The 14862-nt window shown below is 65.2% G+C and carries 19 protein-coding genes and 1 tRNA gene; 6 read left to right on the forward strand and 14 right to left on the reverse strand.

Features of this window, described 5'->3' with window-relative positions:
- Positions 1–5 precede the first annotated feature (5 nt).
- From CRO01_RS00485 to CRO01_RS00505, 5 genes are all read right to left on the reverse strand, one after another.
- Positions 6–842: a metal ABC transporter permease gene (locus CRO01_RS00485; protein ID WP_097007163.1), complete on the reverse strand. Its 837-nt coding sequence runs from the start codon at positions 840–842 to the stop codon at positions 6–8.
- Positions 842–1606 carry a metal ABC transporter ATP-binding protein gene (locus CRO01_RS00490; RefSeq protein WP_097007164.1) on the reverse strand — a complete coding sequence of 255 codons (765 nt, stop codon included), beginning with the start codon at positions 1604–1606 and terminating at the stop codon, positions 842–844. Before CRO01_RS00490 ends, CRO01_RS00485 begins: the two co-directional genes overlap by 1 nt.
- Entirely contained in the window at positions 1603–2586 is a 984-nt protein-coding gene (locus CRO01_RS00495; RefSeq protein ID WP_097007165.1) for a metal ABC transporter substrate-binding protein, read from the reverse strand. The genes CRO01_RS00490 and CRO01_RS00495 overlap by 4 nt, the downstream gene beginning before the upstream one ends.
- A gap of 189 nt (positions 2587–2775) precedes the next feature.
- Positions 2776–3309, reverse strand: coding sequence for a plastocyanin/azurin family copper-binding protein (locus CRO01_RS00500; protein WP_097007166.1), 534 nt, complete (start codon positions 3307–3309; stop codon positions 2776–2778).
- A 126-nt stretch (positions 3310–3435) separates the two neighbouring features.
- A complete protein-coding gene (locus tag CRO01_RS00505) occupies positions 3436–4026 on the reverse strand; it encodes an AsnC family transcriptional regulator (RefSeq protein ID WP_097007167.1) in 591 nt (196 codons plus the stop codon).
- A gap of 226 nt (positions 4027–4252) precedes the next feature.
- Here CRO01_RS00505 and CRO01_RS00510 point away from each other — a divergent pair, with 226 nt between their 5' ends.
- The 4 genes from CRO01_RS00510 to CRO01_RS00525 all read left to right on the forward strand — a co-directional run bounded on the left by CRO01_RS00510 (position 4253) and on the right by CRO01_RS00525 (position 7113).
- Complete coding sequence (locus tag CRO01_RS00510) at positions 4253–4768, forward strand: metal-dependent hydrolase (RefSeq protein WP_097008289.1); 516 nt, start codon at positions 4253–4255, stop codon at positions 4766–4768.
- Positions 4769–4854: 86 nt separating this feature from the next.
- Complete coding sequence (locus CRO01_RS00515) at positions 4855–5925, forward strand: glutamate--cysteine ligase (protein ID WP_097007168.1); 1071 nt, start codon at positions 4855–4857, stop codon at positions 5923–5925.
- Between the two features lie 45 nt (positions 5926–5970).
- Positions 5971–6555 carry a winged helix-turn-helix domain-containing protein gene (locus tag CRO01_RS00520; RefSeq protein ID WP_097007169.1) on the forward strand — a complete coding sequence of 195 codons (585 nt, stop codon included), beginning with the start codon at positions 5971–5973 and terminating at the stop codon, positions 6553–6555.
- Between the two features lie 63 nt (positions 6556–6618).
- Complete coding sequence (locus tag CRO01_RS00525) at positions 6619–7113, forward strand: phosphopantetheine adenylyltransferase (RefSeq protein ID WP_097007170.1); 495 nt, start codon at positions 6619–6621, stop codon at positions 7111–7113.
- On the opposite strand, the gene CRO01_RS00530 is transcribed toward CRO01_RS00525, so the two are convergent.
- Positions 7114–7422 (reverse strand): cyclin, encoded by a 309-nt coding sequence (locus tag CRO01_RS00530; protein ID WP_097007171.1) that lies wholly within the window; start codon positions 7420–7422, stop codon positions 7114–7116.
- Between the two features lie 84 nt (positions 7423–7506).
- On the opposite strand from CRO01_RS00530, the gene CRO01_RS00535 reads away from it, so the two are divergent.
- Positions 7507–7591 (forward strand) — tRNA-Leu (locus CRO01_RS00535).
- A gap of 277 nt (positions 7592–7868) precedes the next feature.
- On the opposite strand, the gene CRO01_RS00540 is transcribed toward CRO01_RS00535, so the two are convergent.
- The 8 genes from CRO01_RS00540 to CRO01_RS00575 form a co-directional block, all read right to left on the reverse strand.
- Positions 7869–8510, reverse strand: coding sequence for a hypothetical protein (locus tag CRO01_RS00540; RefSeq protein ID WP_097007172.1), 642 nt, complete (start codon positions 8508–8510; stop codon positions 7869–7871).
- On the reverse strand, positions 8491–9090 hold the full coding sequence (locus tag CRO01_RS00545; protein ID WP_097007173.1) for a hypothetical protein: 600 nt from the start codon (positions 9088–9090) through the stop codon (positions 8491–8493). Before CRO01_RS00545 ends, CRO01_RS00540 begins: the two co-directional genes overlap by 20 nt.
- A gap of 180 nt (positions 9091–9270) precedes the next feature.
- Positions 9271–10041, reverse strand: a complete 771-nt coding sequence (gene psmA / locus CRO01_RS00550) for an archaeal proteasome endopeptidase complex subunit alpha (RefSeq protein ID WP_097007174.1) — start codon at positions 10039–10041, stop codon at positions 9271–9273.
- Between the two features lie 4 nt (positions 10042–10045).
- A complete protein-coding gene (locus CRO01_RS00555) occupies positions 10046–10525 on the reverse strand; it encodes an Rpp14/Pop5 family protein (RefSeq protein ID WP_097007175.1) in 480 nt (159 codons plus the stop codon).
- Between the two features lie 51 nt (positions 10526–10576).
- The gene (locus CRO01_RS00560; RefSeq protein WP_097007176.1) at positions 10577–11281 is read right to left on the reverse strand and encodes an RNase P subunit p30 family protein; all 705 of its coding nucleotides are present in this window, start codon (positions 11279–11281) and stop codon (positions 10577–10579) included.
- Between the two features lie 364 nt (positions 11282–11645).
- A complete protein-coding gene (locus tag CRO01_RS00565; protein WP_097007177.1) occupies positions 11646–12086 on the reverse strand; it encodes an RNA-binding protein in 441 nt (146 codons plus the stop codon).
- Positions 12087–12095: 9 nt separating this feature from the next.
- On the reverse strand, positions 12096–12275 hold the full coding sequence (locus CRO01_RS00570; protein ID WP_097007178.1) for a DUF1918 domain-containing protein: 180 nt from the start codon (positions 12273–12275) through the stop codon (positions 12096–12098).
- Between the two features lie 54 nt (positions 12276–12329).
- Positions 12330–13307, reverse strand: a complete 978-nt coding sequence (locus tag CRO01_RS00575) for a DNA-3-methyladenine glycosylase family protein (RefSeq protein ID WP_097007179.1) — start codon at positions 13305–13307, stop codon at positions 12330–12332.
- A 106-nt stretch (positions 13308–13413) separates the two neighbouring features.
- Here CRO01_RS00575 and cysS point away from each other — a divergent pair, with 106 nt between their 5' ends.
- Positions 13414–14859 (forward strand): cysteine--tRNA ligase, encoded by a 1446-nt coding sequence (cysS, locus tag CRO01_RS00580; protein WP_097007180.1) that lies wholly within the window; start codon positions 13414–13416, stop codon positions 14857–14859.
- Positions 14860–14862 lie beyond the last annotated feature (3 nt).

The raw sequence follows: 14862 nt of genomic DNA on the forward strand, positions 1-14862 counted from the left end.
CGTCGTCACACGACGTACCGATCGGCTACCGTCGCCGCGGCGTACAGTCCGATGGCGATGAGCACGATCGCGCCGCTTGCGGCCACGTCGTTGGTGTACGACAGCGTGACACCCGAAAAAACCGACAGCTCGGCGACCACGATCGAGAGCAGCACCGACGCCTTGAAGCTCGGCGCGATCTGGCCTGCCGCGGCGACGGGAACCACCAGCATCGCTGCGACGAGGATCACACCCATAATCTGCATCGCCGCGACGATGACGAGGGCGGTCAGCACGACCAGCAGACTGTTCTGCAGGTCGACGTCCAGCCGCGCGACCCGGGCCGCGCTCTCGTCGAACGTGATATACAGCAGGTGCTTGTAGCTGACTGCGACGACGCCGCCGACGAGCGCGGTCAGGGCGGCCATGATCCGGACGTGGTGCCACGAGACGGTGCTGATCGAGCCGAAGATGTACTGATTGATGCTGACGGCGATCCCGCCGGTCAGGCTGATCACGACGGTGCCCAGCGCGAACCCGCCCGAGAGGACGATTGCCATCGACACGTCGTTGTAGGCGTCCGTTCGGTCGGCGAGGAACTGGATCACCAGCGCCGCCAGCGCAGAGACGACCAGCGCCGAGAGGAACGGCGAGACGCCGCCCCAGCCCAGCCCGTCCCGGACGTAGACGCCGATAGCGACGCCGGCGAAGGCGACGTGAGCCAGCGTATCGCCGATAAAGGCCATCCGCCGGTAGACCAGAAACGAGCCGACAAGCGGCGCCAGAATGGCGACGAACAGCCCGGCCAACAGCGCGCGCTGCATGAACGAGTAGCTGAGCATCTCGACGAGCGTTCCGAGCATCACTGGTCACCTCCGTGGTCGTGGGCCGAGTGATCGTGTTCGAGCACTCGCTGTCCGGCGCCGTAGGCGTCGGCGAGCGCGTCGCTTTCGGCAAAGCCCTCCGGATCGCCGTGGTAGTGGACGCGCTGGTTGATACACGCGACGGTCGTCGCGTACTCGGTGACCGTGCCGATGTCGTGTTCGATCAGCACGATGGCGATGCCGCGGTCGTTGAGTTCGGCCAGCAGATCGTAGAAGGCGTCCCGCGATTCGGCGTCGACGCCGACCGTCGGCTCGTCGAGAGCGAGGAGGTCAGCCTCGCAGGCCAGTGCTCGGGCGATGAACACGCGCTGGCGCTGGCCGCCGGACAGTTCGTCGAGCTTGCGACTCGCTAGGTCGGAAACACCGACTGTCTCCATGGCGTCCTCGACCGCGTCGCGGTCGTCGGCGTCCAGTCGTCCGTAGCCGGCGTGGGGAAACCGGCCCATCGTGACCGCCTCGGAGACGGTCACTGGGATCGACTGGTCCAGACTGGTCGTTCCCTGTGCGACGTAGCCGATCCGGTGGCCGTCGTCGAACGCCTCGGCAGGTTCGCCGAACAGCTCCGCCGTCCCCGAATCCGGCGACTCCAGCCCCAGCGCGATCCGAAGCAGCGTCGACTTTCCCGAACCGTTTGGACCGACCAGACCCAGAAACTCCCCTTCCTCGATCGAGAGATCGACCCCTTCGAGCACCGGCACTTCCGTGTACGAGAACGTCACGTCCTCCAACTCGACGACGCTCATGCGGCCCCCAATGCTTTCTCGAAGGTGTTCAGGTTGACGTTTCGCATCACGTCGATGTAGCCCCAGTCTTGCTCGATCCACTCCTCTTTCATGCCCGATAGCGCAGAGATCGTCAGGTACTCGCTTGCGTCGGTATTCTCGACGAGTTGTTCGGCCGCGCGGTCGGACTCCATCGCCGGCGTCAGGACGTACTCGATGTCGTGCTCCGCGATCGTCTCTTGGGCCTCGCTGATCGCCTGATTGCTGGGCGTGTCGTCGGGCGAGATGCCCGAGAGCGCGTGGACGGTGAAGCCGTAGCGCGCGCCGGTGTATTGGAACGCGTTGTGACCCGCGACGAGCACGTGAGATTGGTCGCCACCAGACAGACGTGACTGGTAGCTCTCGTGGAGGTCGTCGATTTCGGACTTGTACGCGGTGGCGTTCTCGCTGAAGGCGTCTTCGGCGTCCGGAACGGCCTTGATTAGTCCGTCCCGGATGTTGTCGACGGCCTGTTTCGCTCGCATCGGATCGAGCCAGAAGTGTGGATCGCCAGTCCCGTGGCCATGGTCGTGGCCGTCGTCCCCGCTCTCGTTGCCGTGCTCTTCCTCGTGACTCGCGTTCGTCCCCAGCAACTCGATGCCGTGCCGAGCGGGGACGACCGTCACGCCGGCATCGTCAGCCCGGAGGTTGTTCACGATGTCGTCGGCCCACGGCTGGAACCCCTCGCCCATGTAGACGAACGCCGCCGACTGGTAGATCCCCTTTTGAACTTGTCCGGAGGGTTGCCAGCCGTGGCCGTGCTGCCCGAACGGGACGATGCTCTCGGCGTTAGTCTCGTCCCCGACGATCTGGTCGGCGAAGTCGTACAACAGGTAAAACGACGCCTCCACCCCACTTCCGGGCGATGAATCGAGATTGAGGGCGTCGGTACAGCCAGCCAGTGCACCCGTGGTCAGCGCCCCTGCTCCCGCCGTCAGGATGTCGCGTCGTGTCGTGTTCATACTCACGTATCGTCACCGGTCGAATAAAAGTGTTATTATACACGAGCACCATCTTAATAACTCGTGATATGGTTGGGGTCGGTGTTAATAATCGAGTAGCGGGACTGCCTCCTCGCCGTCGGCGTCGACACGCGAGCCTGGTGATTCGTTCTGTCGAAAAACACGACAGCCACATGTGTATCGACCGACTTACTGAACGTCGATCGTCCCGACCATCCCTTGGGACTCGTGGGGCTCGCAGACGTACTCGTAGGTACCGGTGGTCTCGAACGTGTGCTCGTACTCGAACCCGGTGTTCTCGATCGGTTGGTGGCCCTGCCAATTGGCGCCGTCGGGCTGGCTCGTCGGAACGACGTTGTGGTTGTCCGACTCCCACGTCCAGCGGACGGTCGTTCCTGGCGCGATCGAGAGCTGGGCGGGCTCGAATATGAACTCGCCGCCCGGCCCGGCGAGCACTTGCACCGTCCCTCCATCGCCGGTCTGGTTGCCACCTGTTTGATTGCCACCCGTCTGATTGCCGTCGGTCTGGTTGGTTCCGGTTTGGTTATCTCCAGTCTGGTTCCCGTCAGTCTCGTTGTCGACGCCGTCCCCCGTCTCGTTTCCGTCTGCGGGTTCTTGCTCGCCGTCCCCTCCACCGTCCGTACAACCGGCGAGCGCCACGCCCGCGAGGACGCCGCTAGCGCGCAGAAACGTTCTCCTGTCGACGCTGGATTGATCGTCCATGAGCGGCTAGATCTAGACGTAACGGCGTCAAAAGGGTGTTATCGGGTCGCTTACCGACACGCGCGGGACTCGTTCCGATCTGTTGTCGGTTGGCCGCGAATCGGTGGTCGAAGTGTCGCTATGCCGTCAGGCTGACTGCTTGATCGTCTCTAAGTGCTCCTCGTAGGCGCTTCGGCAGGTCGACGAGCAAAATTCCCGCTGTTGGCCGTCGATCTCGACGGCGACACCGTCGCCCTCGATACTCGACCCGCATTCCTCGCACGTGGCGTCGATGCCTGGACCGTCAATGTGGGGCTGCCACGCCGAATCGACGAGCAATCGAACGTCGTACTCGACGACGCGTCCGAGGTCGACTGCCTCGGTCAGGACCGAGTGGATCTCGGCTTCGTCGACGGTTGCCTTCGCGACGACGTGGGCGTCCGCCGTCGCGAAGACGTGCTCGATACACTCGATTCCGGCCAGTTCGTTCATCACCTGCGTCTCGAACCCCGGACGCAGATGAACGTCGACGAGGACGCCGACGCCGTCTCGGAGTGTCGACCGGTCGACATCGAGCGTGAACCGCTCGATCACGCCCAGATCCTCAAGTCGGTCGACGCGGTCCGACACCGTCGGGGGCGAGACGCCGACCTTCTCGGCGATTTCGCTGTACGGCCGCCGCGAGTCCTCCGCGAGTAACTCCAGAATGTTCAGATCCGTGTCGTCCAGTTCGACCATACGCCGGGATTCAGTGTATTCACATAAACTACTTTCGACATTCCTTTCCTAAATTTATCGGAGAATATTCCACTCGGCGCCCAATATACCCGACTCTAAATTATATTCGTGTGTTTAGTGCCAGTATAACTGGAATCTTGCTTTTGGCGATTACTATCAGCTATCACCCCGTCCGATTCTCGTGCCGATCGACAGCTACGAGAGCGTCGGCTTCGTACGACTCGGCGTGTACAAACTCGGTCACTACGGCGTCTCGCTGGGGCTGTATGCACCCTGTAGTGCTTGGCTTCTCCGCCGAGAACTCCCCGCCCTCGCCGTTCTCGGCGGCGCCGCCCTCCTGCGGCTGACGATGCTGCCTGACGCCGACACTCGCCTGCCGATGGTCTCCCATCGTGGCCCAACCCACACAGTTCTGTTCGCGCTCGCGGTCGGCGTCGCCGTCGGTCTCGTATCGGAGTTGGCAATCGCGCCGACGCTCGGCGGGCTCGACGCCGCAGCGTTTGCAGCCGTACCGGGCTTTCAGACCGGACTCGGCGGATTCGGATTTTTCATCGGGACCTTGGCGATCGTCTCGCACCTGCTCGCGGACGTGATTACGCCGATGGGAATCAGACCGTTCTGGCCGATCTCGGGCCGATCGTTCACGCTCGACATTACGCCGGCCAAGAACACGCTGGCCAACTACGCGCTGCTGGCGCTCGGCACGCTCTTGTCGGCCAGTGCGATCCTGACAGCGCTCTGAGCGGCGGCGCCCCGGCGCCACGCTCACCGTCCCCCGGCTGCCGGAGTCCACATCCTATTTAATCGCGGCTGTCCAACGGTCGTGCGATGGAACGGGGTTCGGCCGACGTATTCGACGAGCTCGGAACGCTGGGCATCGAGGAGGAGTTTTTCGTCGTCGACGAGGACGGCCGTCCCACGTCGGGCACGGACGAACTCGTCTACGACTCGACACCCCCGGAGATTCTGGAAGGCCGCCTCGACCACGAGCTGTTCAAGTTCGTCGTCGAGACGCAGACGCCGAAGATCGACTCGCTCGACGATGCCGCCGCGACGCTCTCGGCGGTCCGTACGGCGCTGGTCGAGCACGCCGCGGCGCAGGGGTTCCAGATCGCCGCTGCCGGCCTCCATCCGACCGCGAAGTGGCGCGATCTCGAGCACGCCGAAAAGCCCCGCTATCGAGCGCAACTCGATCGGATCCAGTATCCCCAGCACCGCAACACGACGGCCGGGCTGCACGTCCACGTCGGCGTCGACGACGCCGATAAGGCGACGTGGATCGCCAACGAGCTTCGGTGGTATCTCCCACCGATGCTGGCGCTGTCGGCAAATTCGCCGTACTGGAACGGCTTCGACACGGGGCTGCAGTCGGCCCGGGCCAAGATTTTCGAGGCCCTGCCAAACACCGGGATGCCGACTCGCTTCGAGGACTTCGAGGAGTACCGACAGTTCGAGGAGACGATGATCGAGTCGGGCTCGATCAACGACCGCGGCGAGTTGTGGTACGACGTGCGACCCCACTCGGGCATCGGCACCGTCGAGGTGCGCACGCCCGACGGACAGGCCGACGAGGGCCGCATCATGGCCTTCGTCGAGTACGTCCACGCGCTCGTGATGGATCTCGCGGCCCGCTACGAGGATGGCGAGTCCGGCACGGAGATCCGCCGCGAACTACTCGACGAGAATAAGTGGCGCGCGATCCGGTACGGGCAGGAGGCCTCGTTCGTCCGACCGGATGGCGACGTGGTCGATCTGGGCGAACTCGTTGAGGCCGAATGCGAGCGCCTCGGCGTCTCCGGCATCCGCGAACTGTACGACGCCGAAAGCGGGGCCGAGAAACAACGGCGGCTGCTCGAATCTGAGGGCGAGAACGCGCTGTGCGAGTCGCTGCTGCTCTAAACAAGGCTTTTATTCCCGTGTGACTTTTGTCCTTCTAGAAAGGACATGTCTTCGCACAACTCCGACGACGGCGACGAAGAATCGGACGCTCCCACGGCGGAGGGCGGAGAATCCAGCCCTCGCGATCGTATCGAACAGGAGGCAGACCGCGCCGTCGAGCAGTTCGACCAAGGCGTCGTGGATCTGCTGTCGTGGATCCTCGACACCGAGACCCGAGCGCGTATCTTCGTGTACCTCCGTCAACACCCCGCGAGCACGAGCGAGGAGATCGCCGAGGGAACCGGACTGTACCCGAGCACCGTCCGCGAAGCGCTGGCCGAACTCCACGACGAGGAGAAAGTAAAGCGCCACAAGCGCGAGAGCGAGGGCGCCGGCAACAACCCCTACGAGTACACCGCGATTGCCCCCAGCGAACTCGTCGGCGGCGTCGCTGGACAGGTCCAATCGGAGCTCAACACGGTGTTCAACCTCGACCAGTACATCGGCCGCGAGTCCTCGACGCTCGGGGACGCCGACGAACCGGTCACGATCACCGTCGACGACGCCGACAGCGCGGCCGCCGACGAAGAGAGTGATGCGGACGACATCGCCGACGCTGACGGAGATGGCGACGCGGACGACGACGCCTGACCCACGCTGATCGGACTACCGGACTCCGACTATTTTTAAGCCTCGACCGCATGAACGACGGGTATGGATGTCGCGCTGGGAGGCACGTTCGATCCGGTCCACGATGGCCACCGGGCCCTGTTCGACCGCGCGTTCGAACTGGGTAACGTCACGATCGGCCTGACCAGCGACGCGCTCGCGCCGAAGACTCGCTCGGAAGACCGGTACGTCCGCCCCTACGACGAACGGCGCGACGACCTCGCGGCCGAACTAGAAGCCTACGCCGACGAGTACGGCCGCGAGTTCGAGATACGAACGCTGGACGATCCGACCGGCATCGCCACCGAACCGCAGTTCGACTATCTCGTCGTCTCGCCCGAGACAGTCGACGGCGCCGAACGCATCAACGAACTCCGCGAGGACCGCGGGCACGATCCGCTGTCGATCGAGGTCGTCGACCACGTCACGGCCGACGACGGCGAGATCATCTCCAGCACCCGGATCGTCCGGGGCGAGATCGACGAACACGGCAACCTGACGCCCGACAACGACGGCCGCGGGCAGGTCCAGCCGGACTGATCACCAACTCGGCGGCTCCAGTCCCGCCTCGCGCAGCAGCTCCTTCCAGCGCTGTTGAATCGTCAGCCGCGCGACGCCCGCTGCGTCGGCGACGGCACCTTGGGATCGCGCGTCGCTCTCGATCAGCGCGCCGGCGTAGAGGCTGGCCGCCAGCACGGCCCGCTTGGAACGCTCTTTCTCGGGGACGTTCGACAGAAACAGATCGACCGCGGTCGAGCGCGCGTCGGCGTCGAGATCGAGTTCCTCGGCGACGCCATCGAGGCGCTCGATCCACTCCTCGTTCTCGACGCGCTCGCGGGCGCTGTACATCGACGGTGGCTATGGGTTCGAGGGGCTTAACTCCGACTCCGGAGCGACAGGTACTTATTTTTCTCCCCGGAAGTTGCGTGCCGAGCGCGGGTTGCCGAGCTAGGCCAAAGGCGCAGCGCTTAGGACGCTGTCCCGTAGGGGTCCGCCGGTTCAAATCCGGTCCCGCGCATACCGTCTCGAACGTCAGTGAGAGACGTGTCTGCGCAACAAACGGATTTGAACCCTAGAAGACGAACGGAGTGAGTCTTCGTCCGGTTCAAATCCGGTCCCGCGCATTGCTGCTGCGAGCAAGTCCGCGAGCAGCAGCAATCGTAACGATCGGATTTGATGCCCAGAGGACGAGCAACGCGAAGTCCCCGTGGTTCAAATCCGGTCCCCATCTGCACTACATTTGATACCGCGATTGCGCGCTGGCGAGCACGAAGTAGCCTCTACTCTCGCTTAGCCTATGACTCGCCGTCTGTCAACCTGACCCGTTCTGCGAGCAGCCGACTCACCTCCTCGAAGTAGCCCGTTCCCCAGATCGCGACCAGAATCGCCCCGACGGCGTTGAACAGCAGGTCGAGTACGATGTCGGTCGAGCCGTACTGGACGAGCACGGGTTTGCCCCCGATCACGACGGCAAGTCCTTCTGTGGCGAACTCGGCGATCTCCCAGAGGACGCCGAAGGCCAGCACGAACAGGAGGATGAACACGGCGCGCAGGCGCTCTGGGATCACGACGCCGTCGTGTTCTCCCTCGATGGCGACGACGATGGCGTAGCCTGCACCGGCCACCAGCGACGCCGAGACGGTGTGTGCGACCTGATCGAACCAACCGACCGTCGTGTAGAGTTCGAGCACGCCGACTGCGTGAAGCGCGGCGGCGACGCCGATCCACGCCGCCAGCCCGCCACCCATCTCGTAGTCGTACTCGCGACGGAGCACCGACGGGAGTAGCGTGATCGAAAGCGGGATGGCGCTGTTGACGAGCAACCGCAACTGCCCCGACAACACAGCGTAGCCCACGATCAGCGCGAGCAGCACCTGCATGGCGCGGGCGAGGAGCCACCCCCCGGAGTGCGCGTAGTCAGTGTCGAGAACGGTCATCAGGATTCACGTCCGTTGTCTCGTGATCGACTGTCTCGCCGGAGCGCCGGAAATACGCCTCGAACAGCAGGCCGGCCCCGATCCCGACGACGGTGGCGACGATAAGATCCCACATCAATCGGGTCTGGCCGGGGAGCCACGCGGTGCCGAGCAGGCTGTCGGCGGCAAACTGCGCGATCGTCCAGAGGCTCGCGACAGCCATCGTCGTCACGACGACGAAGCCGACGGCGAACCGGGGCGGCATCGCCGCCGAGCTAAAGGAGTCGATCTCGACGGCGATCAGCAGCGCCAGCGTCGCCACCGCCAGATACGTCGCTGCCTGCGTGCCGACGCCAAGCGAACGGCTGACCAGCGGCAGCGCGAGCAACGCGAGCACCTCCCACGCGGCGATGACGCTGGGATCGCGTGCGCCGAGGGGGACCAGCAGCGCGACGGCGGCGGCGACGACGGCAAAGCAGCTCCACAGCAAGCGTCCATCGAGCAGGCTCTCGACTGCAGCGAACGCGATCAGGCCGACGACGCCCCACGCCAGCACGGCGTTGGCGCCGCCGTCGTCGATCACGTCGACGAGAGACGGCATCGTTCGGAGCTACGAGGAACGTGGCGTTAACGGTTCGCCCGCGGGAGGCTGTCAACACTCTATGGAGGCTGTCAACACTCTATGGAGGCTGTCAGCACTCTATCCATCTTCGCCGACCGACGGCGTCGCTGTCCAGCGTTTCGAATCGGAAAAAGCACCCGGGGCAGGCCCAAGGGCGCGTTACTCTTCGTCGGCGTCAGCGTCGTCTTCGTCGTCGCCCTCGTCGAGGAGGTCTTGATCGTCGAGATACTCGCCGATCTCGTCTTTCGTGAGTTCGACGTACTCCTCGCTCTCGGCGTCGACGGTTGCCATCCCGAGCCCGTCGGGACTGAGCGAGCCGTCGTTGACCGAGGCGAGCGCTTCGAGCGCGAGCACGATGCCGGAGTCGAGGTCGCCGCCCTCGTCGTAGTTGTCTTCGAGGTACTGTTGGATCTCGTTGCGGTCGGCGCCCACCGCGAGGGCCTTCCACTCGTAGGGCGTCCCGGAGGGGTCGGTCTCGTAGAGGCGGGGCTCGCCGTTCTCGATGCCGCCGATGATCAGCGCGACGCCGAAGGGCCGGGCGCCGCCGACCTGCGTGTACTGCTGGATGTGGTCGGTGACTTCCTTGGTCAGCGTCTCGACGCCGATCGGCTCGCCGTAGCGCAGGCGGTTGGTCTGGGCGTTCCGGCGCGCGAAGTCGATTAGCTGGCGCGCGTCGGCGACGTGGCCGGCGCTTGCGATGCCGATGTGGTTGTCCGCCTTGTGTAGCTTCTCGACGCTGGTCCCTTCGAGCAGCGGCGATCGGATGCGCTTGTCGACCGCCAGCACGACGCCTTCGGCCGTTCGGATGCCGATGCTCGCGGTGCCGCGCTTGACCGCCTCGCGGGCGTACTCTACCTGATAGAGCCGGCCGTCCGGCGAGAAGATCGTAATCCCGCGGTCGTAGGCCTGCTGTTGGGCTTGTCCCTGCATGGTATCACTTGAAATCGAGTTCCGTCGCGCCGACGAACGAGGATCCGACCCGAACGTCGATCCGGTCGTCGCGCGCCACCGCGGGTCGCTCCTCGCCCTCGAACACGACGTTTCTCTCCTGAGAAAGTTCCGGAGCGCGTCCTAAATACTTTTCTTCACAGGCGCGGATCGTGCCGCTGACGCCCCGGATCCGCACAGCGATCTCGTGGCCATCGATCTCGTCGAGACAGGCCAGTGCCGCGCGCGCTTCGGTGGCGTGACCGTGTCGAGCCCGGACGATCGTCTCGCCTGTGCCGCCGTCGAACGCGAAGTCGAGCACGGTGAGATCTGCGTCTGCGCTCCCGGCGTCGCCGATCAGGTTTTGGGCGGCGTACCACAGCTCTCGCTGGAAGTCCCCCCGGTCGATGTCGGCGTCCGGCCACCCTTCGAGCCCGACTGCTAGGTAGCGCCAGCGCGGCCGCAGATGCTTCGGCAGGTGCTTCATGCCGACTCCCCGTCGGCGTCGCTCGGCTGTCCGGCGCACCGACCGGCGTGGTTATCCAGCGTCGTCATATCGACCCTGTTCGACTCCGGGTTCAATGAACGTCTCGGACTGTATCGTACGGTTGCGCTCGGCGAGTTCCCCCCACTCGCGCAGGCCCGCCTCGATAGCCTCCGAATCGAAGCCGATCACCTCGCCGACGGCCCGAAGCTCTCTGGGCGCGCGCAACTGGAGGTGCGAGCGCGGACCGGCGCTGACGACGTAGGGTGCGTCGTACTGAGTGACGATCTCGCGGAGTTTCCGCAGCTCCTGAATGGCCTGTACTCGCTGGCCGCCGGTCGACCGAAGCACGGGGGCGAGGTCGAACTCGATCCGGACGCCGTTCTCGCGGGCGGCCTTCGCCAGCACGTGGTTGACATCGCCGCTGCCGGCCATCGGGTTGGCGAGCACGTCGACGCGCTCCTGTTCGACGGCGAAGCGATTGAGCGCGTTCGTCCCGCCGTCGACGGCGACGATCGTCCGCTTGCCCCGGTAGTTGCCGATCGCGCCGCTGGCCTGTTCGGGGCCTCCGGCGCGCACCGTGATCCCCTCGACGACGTCGACGCCCGTCGCCTCGGCGATCGCGTCGGCGTCGTAGTCGGCCTTGGCGTCGCTGTGGTTGCACACGACCACGCCGCCGTAGCCGACCCCGCCTGCGGCGTCTGCGAGTCGTGCGACCGTCGCGTCGCCGTCGGGCCTGGCCCGGACCGCCTCGTACATACCACTACGAGCGCCGCGACGGCTCTTTGCAGTTACGCTCCGGAGAAAAGACGAGCCGCCGTCCGCACTGTCCGCCGAGCACCGCTCAGTGCGGCGAGAAGCCGTCGATGACCTCGTCGCAGTCGGGACACGACACCAGCTCCGGCCCCGTGCTCTTTCGACCCGGCGCCGTGTCGCCTCTAGTACGCCTGTGGCTCGCAGTTCCTATCAGATCTGAGTCGCAGTACGGACACTCTTGCATGATTCTCACTCCACGCGGTTCGTGGTAACGATACCCATGTCCATGGCCCACATAATAAGCCTTGTGTCGGGATACCACGAAGAACGCGAGCCGGGGTGCCGAGCGCCCGGCGTGAGGAGTACGTCAGTACGCGCCGTCGCGGACGTTCTCGAACGCCTCGCGGGCGTTCTCGACGGCGGCTTCCTTCTTTGCGGGGTAGGCCTCGACCTTGGCGCGAAGCGTGATGCCTTCGCCCAGCGCCGAGCGGCCCCCGAATGCCGCCTGCTTGTCGAGGCGCAAGAACAGGGACGTGTTGTCGTCGATGCGCTCGTCGAGCTCCTCGATCACGCGCTCGATCTCGTCGACCTCGGCGACCTGTCCGAGCACGTGACGCATCTCGTCGGCGCGCTCGACGCGGGCCGAGAGCACGACGATCCGGTCGCCGTGGTGACCCTCCGTCGGCGCGACCTCGATCTCGAACTCCTCGGGGAGGTAGTGACGGAGCGCCGCTTCGACGCGCTTGTCGTCCTCGGTGGCGTAGCAGAACGTTCGCAGGTCGACGTAGTGAAACGGGACGCTCGGCATCTGGAGTCGTTACTCCGCGGCTTCGAGATTGTCTTCGGGAACGCCCGCTTCTTGGCCCTCCTCGAAGTTCACGGTGTAGGTCTCGTCGCCGAACATCGTCTCCATGACCTGCGTGACCGTCCCTTCCTCGCCGTCGTACTCGCTGTGTTCGTCGTGCAGAATGACGCTGTCGTCTTCTTCGAAGCTCATGGGAGTTGTTTCCTCGCCGGTCTGTAAAAAGGGACTGATTTGCGCGACCCGTTCTCACTCCGCAGCGTCGCGCGTCCGGAGGTAGTGAAACACGTACGTCTGGACGTAGCCGGCGTACGCGTCGTCGCGTCCGGTATCCGACGCCCCATCCGTCTCGACGCCGAACGCCGATCGAATCGCCCGCGACGTTTCCCTGTAGTTGCCCCGGTCGCACTCGGGGTAGTACTCCTCGACGGCGGTCTTGATCCACGTATCCAGCGGCACGGCTTCCAGATAGCCAAGCGAGAACAGCAGGATGCAGTCGGCAACCTTGTCGCCGACGCCGACGAACCGGGTCAACTCCTCGCGCGCGTCCTCGTACGGCAGGCCCGCGGCGTCGCGCGGGTGGGCCTCGCCGCTTGCGACCATTTCGGCCGTTCGGACGACGTAGGGCGCGCGATAGCCCAGCCCCAACTCCCGCAGCTCCGACTCGGTCGCCGCCGCAAGCTGGTCCGGCGTCGGAAAGGCGTGGTAGGTCCGATCCCGGAACTCGACCGCGTCGCCGTACTCGCGGGCCAGCGTCGACACCATCGAGTGGATGCGCGCGACGCGCATCTGCTGGGAGCAGATAAACGCGATCAGCGTCGGAAACGGCGGATCGTCGACGAGGCGCAGCCCGCGAGCGTAGTCGTAGGACGCCTCGACGAGGTCGTCGTCCGGCGCCGACTCGAAAATTTCGGGAAGGTCGTCGTCCAGTCGCAAGAGCGTTCGGACCGCTGTCTCGGCGTCGGTCGTGCTCTCCCACTCGATCGCCTCGTCGGTCTGTCGAACGCGCAACGCTTCGGCGTCTCGCGGGCGCTGCCCGCTCGTCCCGTCCGAGTCGCGTAGCGTCTCGCCGCCGATCACGGTGCAGTACCACGGCTGGCCGTCCGGGGCATCCTCGTACATCCGGCCGTCCTCGCGACGCCAGAGGTACGACTGCCCGCTTTCGAGCGTGGCATAGAGGTCGATACCGCCCGGGAGCGTGTCGATCGGAATCGAGCCTGTCGGCATCTACCCGTCCGGTAGGACGGTGCCGATTTGGGGCTTTCGAGTGGGCGACGACGCCGAGTGGACACTCCGACGGATTCAAGCGCCCGCTGGCTGAACTACCCGGCAGATGACGCTGCACGTATCGAACTCGCTGACCGGCGATCGCGAGCCGTTCGAGCCACAGGATCCCGACTCCGTGCTGCTGTACTACTGCGGGCTGACGGTCTCGGATCTGGCCCACCTCGGGCACGCCAGATCGTGGGTTCACGTCGACGTGATGCACCGCTGGCTGGAGCACTTGGGCTACGACGTGCGCCACGTCGAGAACTTCACCGACGTGAACGAGAAGATCGTCGCCCGCGTCGGCGAGGACGACCTCGGCGAGAGCGAACCCGATGTCGCCCGCCACTTCGTCGAGGAAGTGCTGACCGACATGCGCTCGCTGAACCTCAAGCGCGCCGACGTGTACCCCCGCGTCAGCGAGCACGTCCCGGAGATCGTCGGGATGGTCGAGACGCTGGTCGAGAAGGGCTACGCCTACGAGGCCAACGGCTCGGTGTACTTCGACGTCACCGAGTTCGAGGACTACGGCAAACTCTCGAACCAGCAGTTAGACGAGATCGAACAGCAGGGCGATCCCGACGAGCGCTCCGAAAAGCGCAATCCGGCCGATTTCGCGCTCTGGAAAGCCGGCGAGGCCCATCCCGACGACGCCGAATCCGGCGGCGAGACGTGGGACTCGCCGTGGGGCGAGGGACGCCCCGGCTGGCACATCGAATGCTCGGCCATGAGCACGACCCATCTGGGCGACTCGATCGACATCCACGTCGGCGGGCGCGACCTCGTCTTCCCCCACCACGAAAACGAGATCGCCCAGAGCGAGGCCGCCACCGGCGAGCAGTTCGCCCGATACTGGCTGCACGTCAACCTGCTCGAAACCGCCGGCGAGAAGATGTCCTCCAGTCTGGAGAACTACTTCACGGTCCGCAACGCCGTCTCGGAGTTCGGCCCGAACGCGATCCGGATGTTCCTGCTGTCGGCGGCCTACGACAACGCACAGACCTACAGCGAGGCCGCACTCGACGAGGCCGTCGAGCGCTGGGAGCGACTCGAACGCGGCTACCGGACAGCGGTCGAGACCGCCGACGGCGTCGACGCGCGCACGAAAGTCGAGGACGGCGAGCTGCGCGACGCCGTCGCCGAGGCCCGCGAGACGTTCACCGCGGCGATGAACGACAACTTCAACACCCGCGAAGCGATCGCCGCCGTGCTCTCGATCGCCTCCGCGGTCCACCGCCACGTCGACGAGCGCGAGGAATACGACTATCGGGCGCTGTGTGATGCTATCGATGCCTTCGAGGAACTCGGTGGCGAGGTGCTCGGCTTCGCGCTGGCGGGCGACGCCGACGGCACGGCCCGACTGGCCGAGGAACTGGTCGAACTCGTCGTCGAGGTCCGAGAAAACGAACGCGAGGCCGGCAACTACGAGCGAGCGGACGACCTGCGGGACGAACTAGAGGCGCTCGGCGTCACCGTCGAGGACACGGCCGACGGCGTCGAGTATCACCTCTGAAAA

Source organism: Natronoarchaeum philippinense (genome assembly GCF_900215575.1).
Taxonomy (GTDB): domain Archaea; phylum Halobacteriota; class Halobacteria; order Halobacteriales; family Natronoarchaeaceae; genus Natronoarchaeum; species Natronoarchaeum philippinense.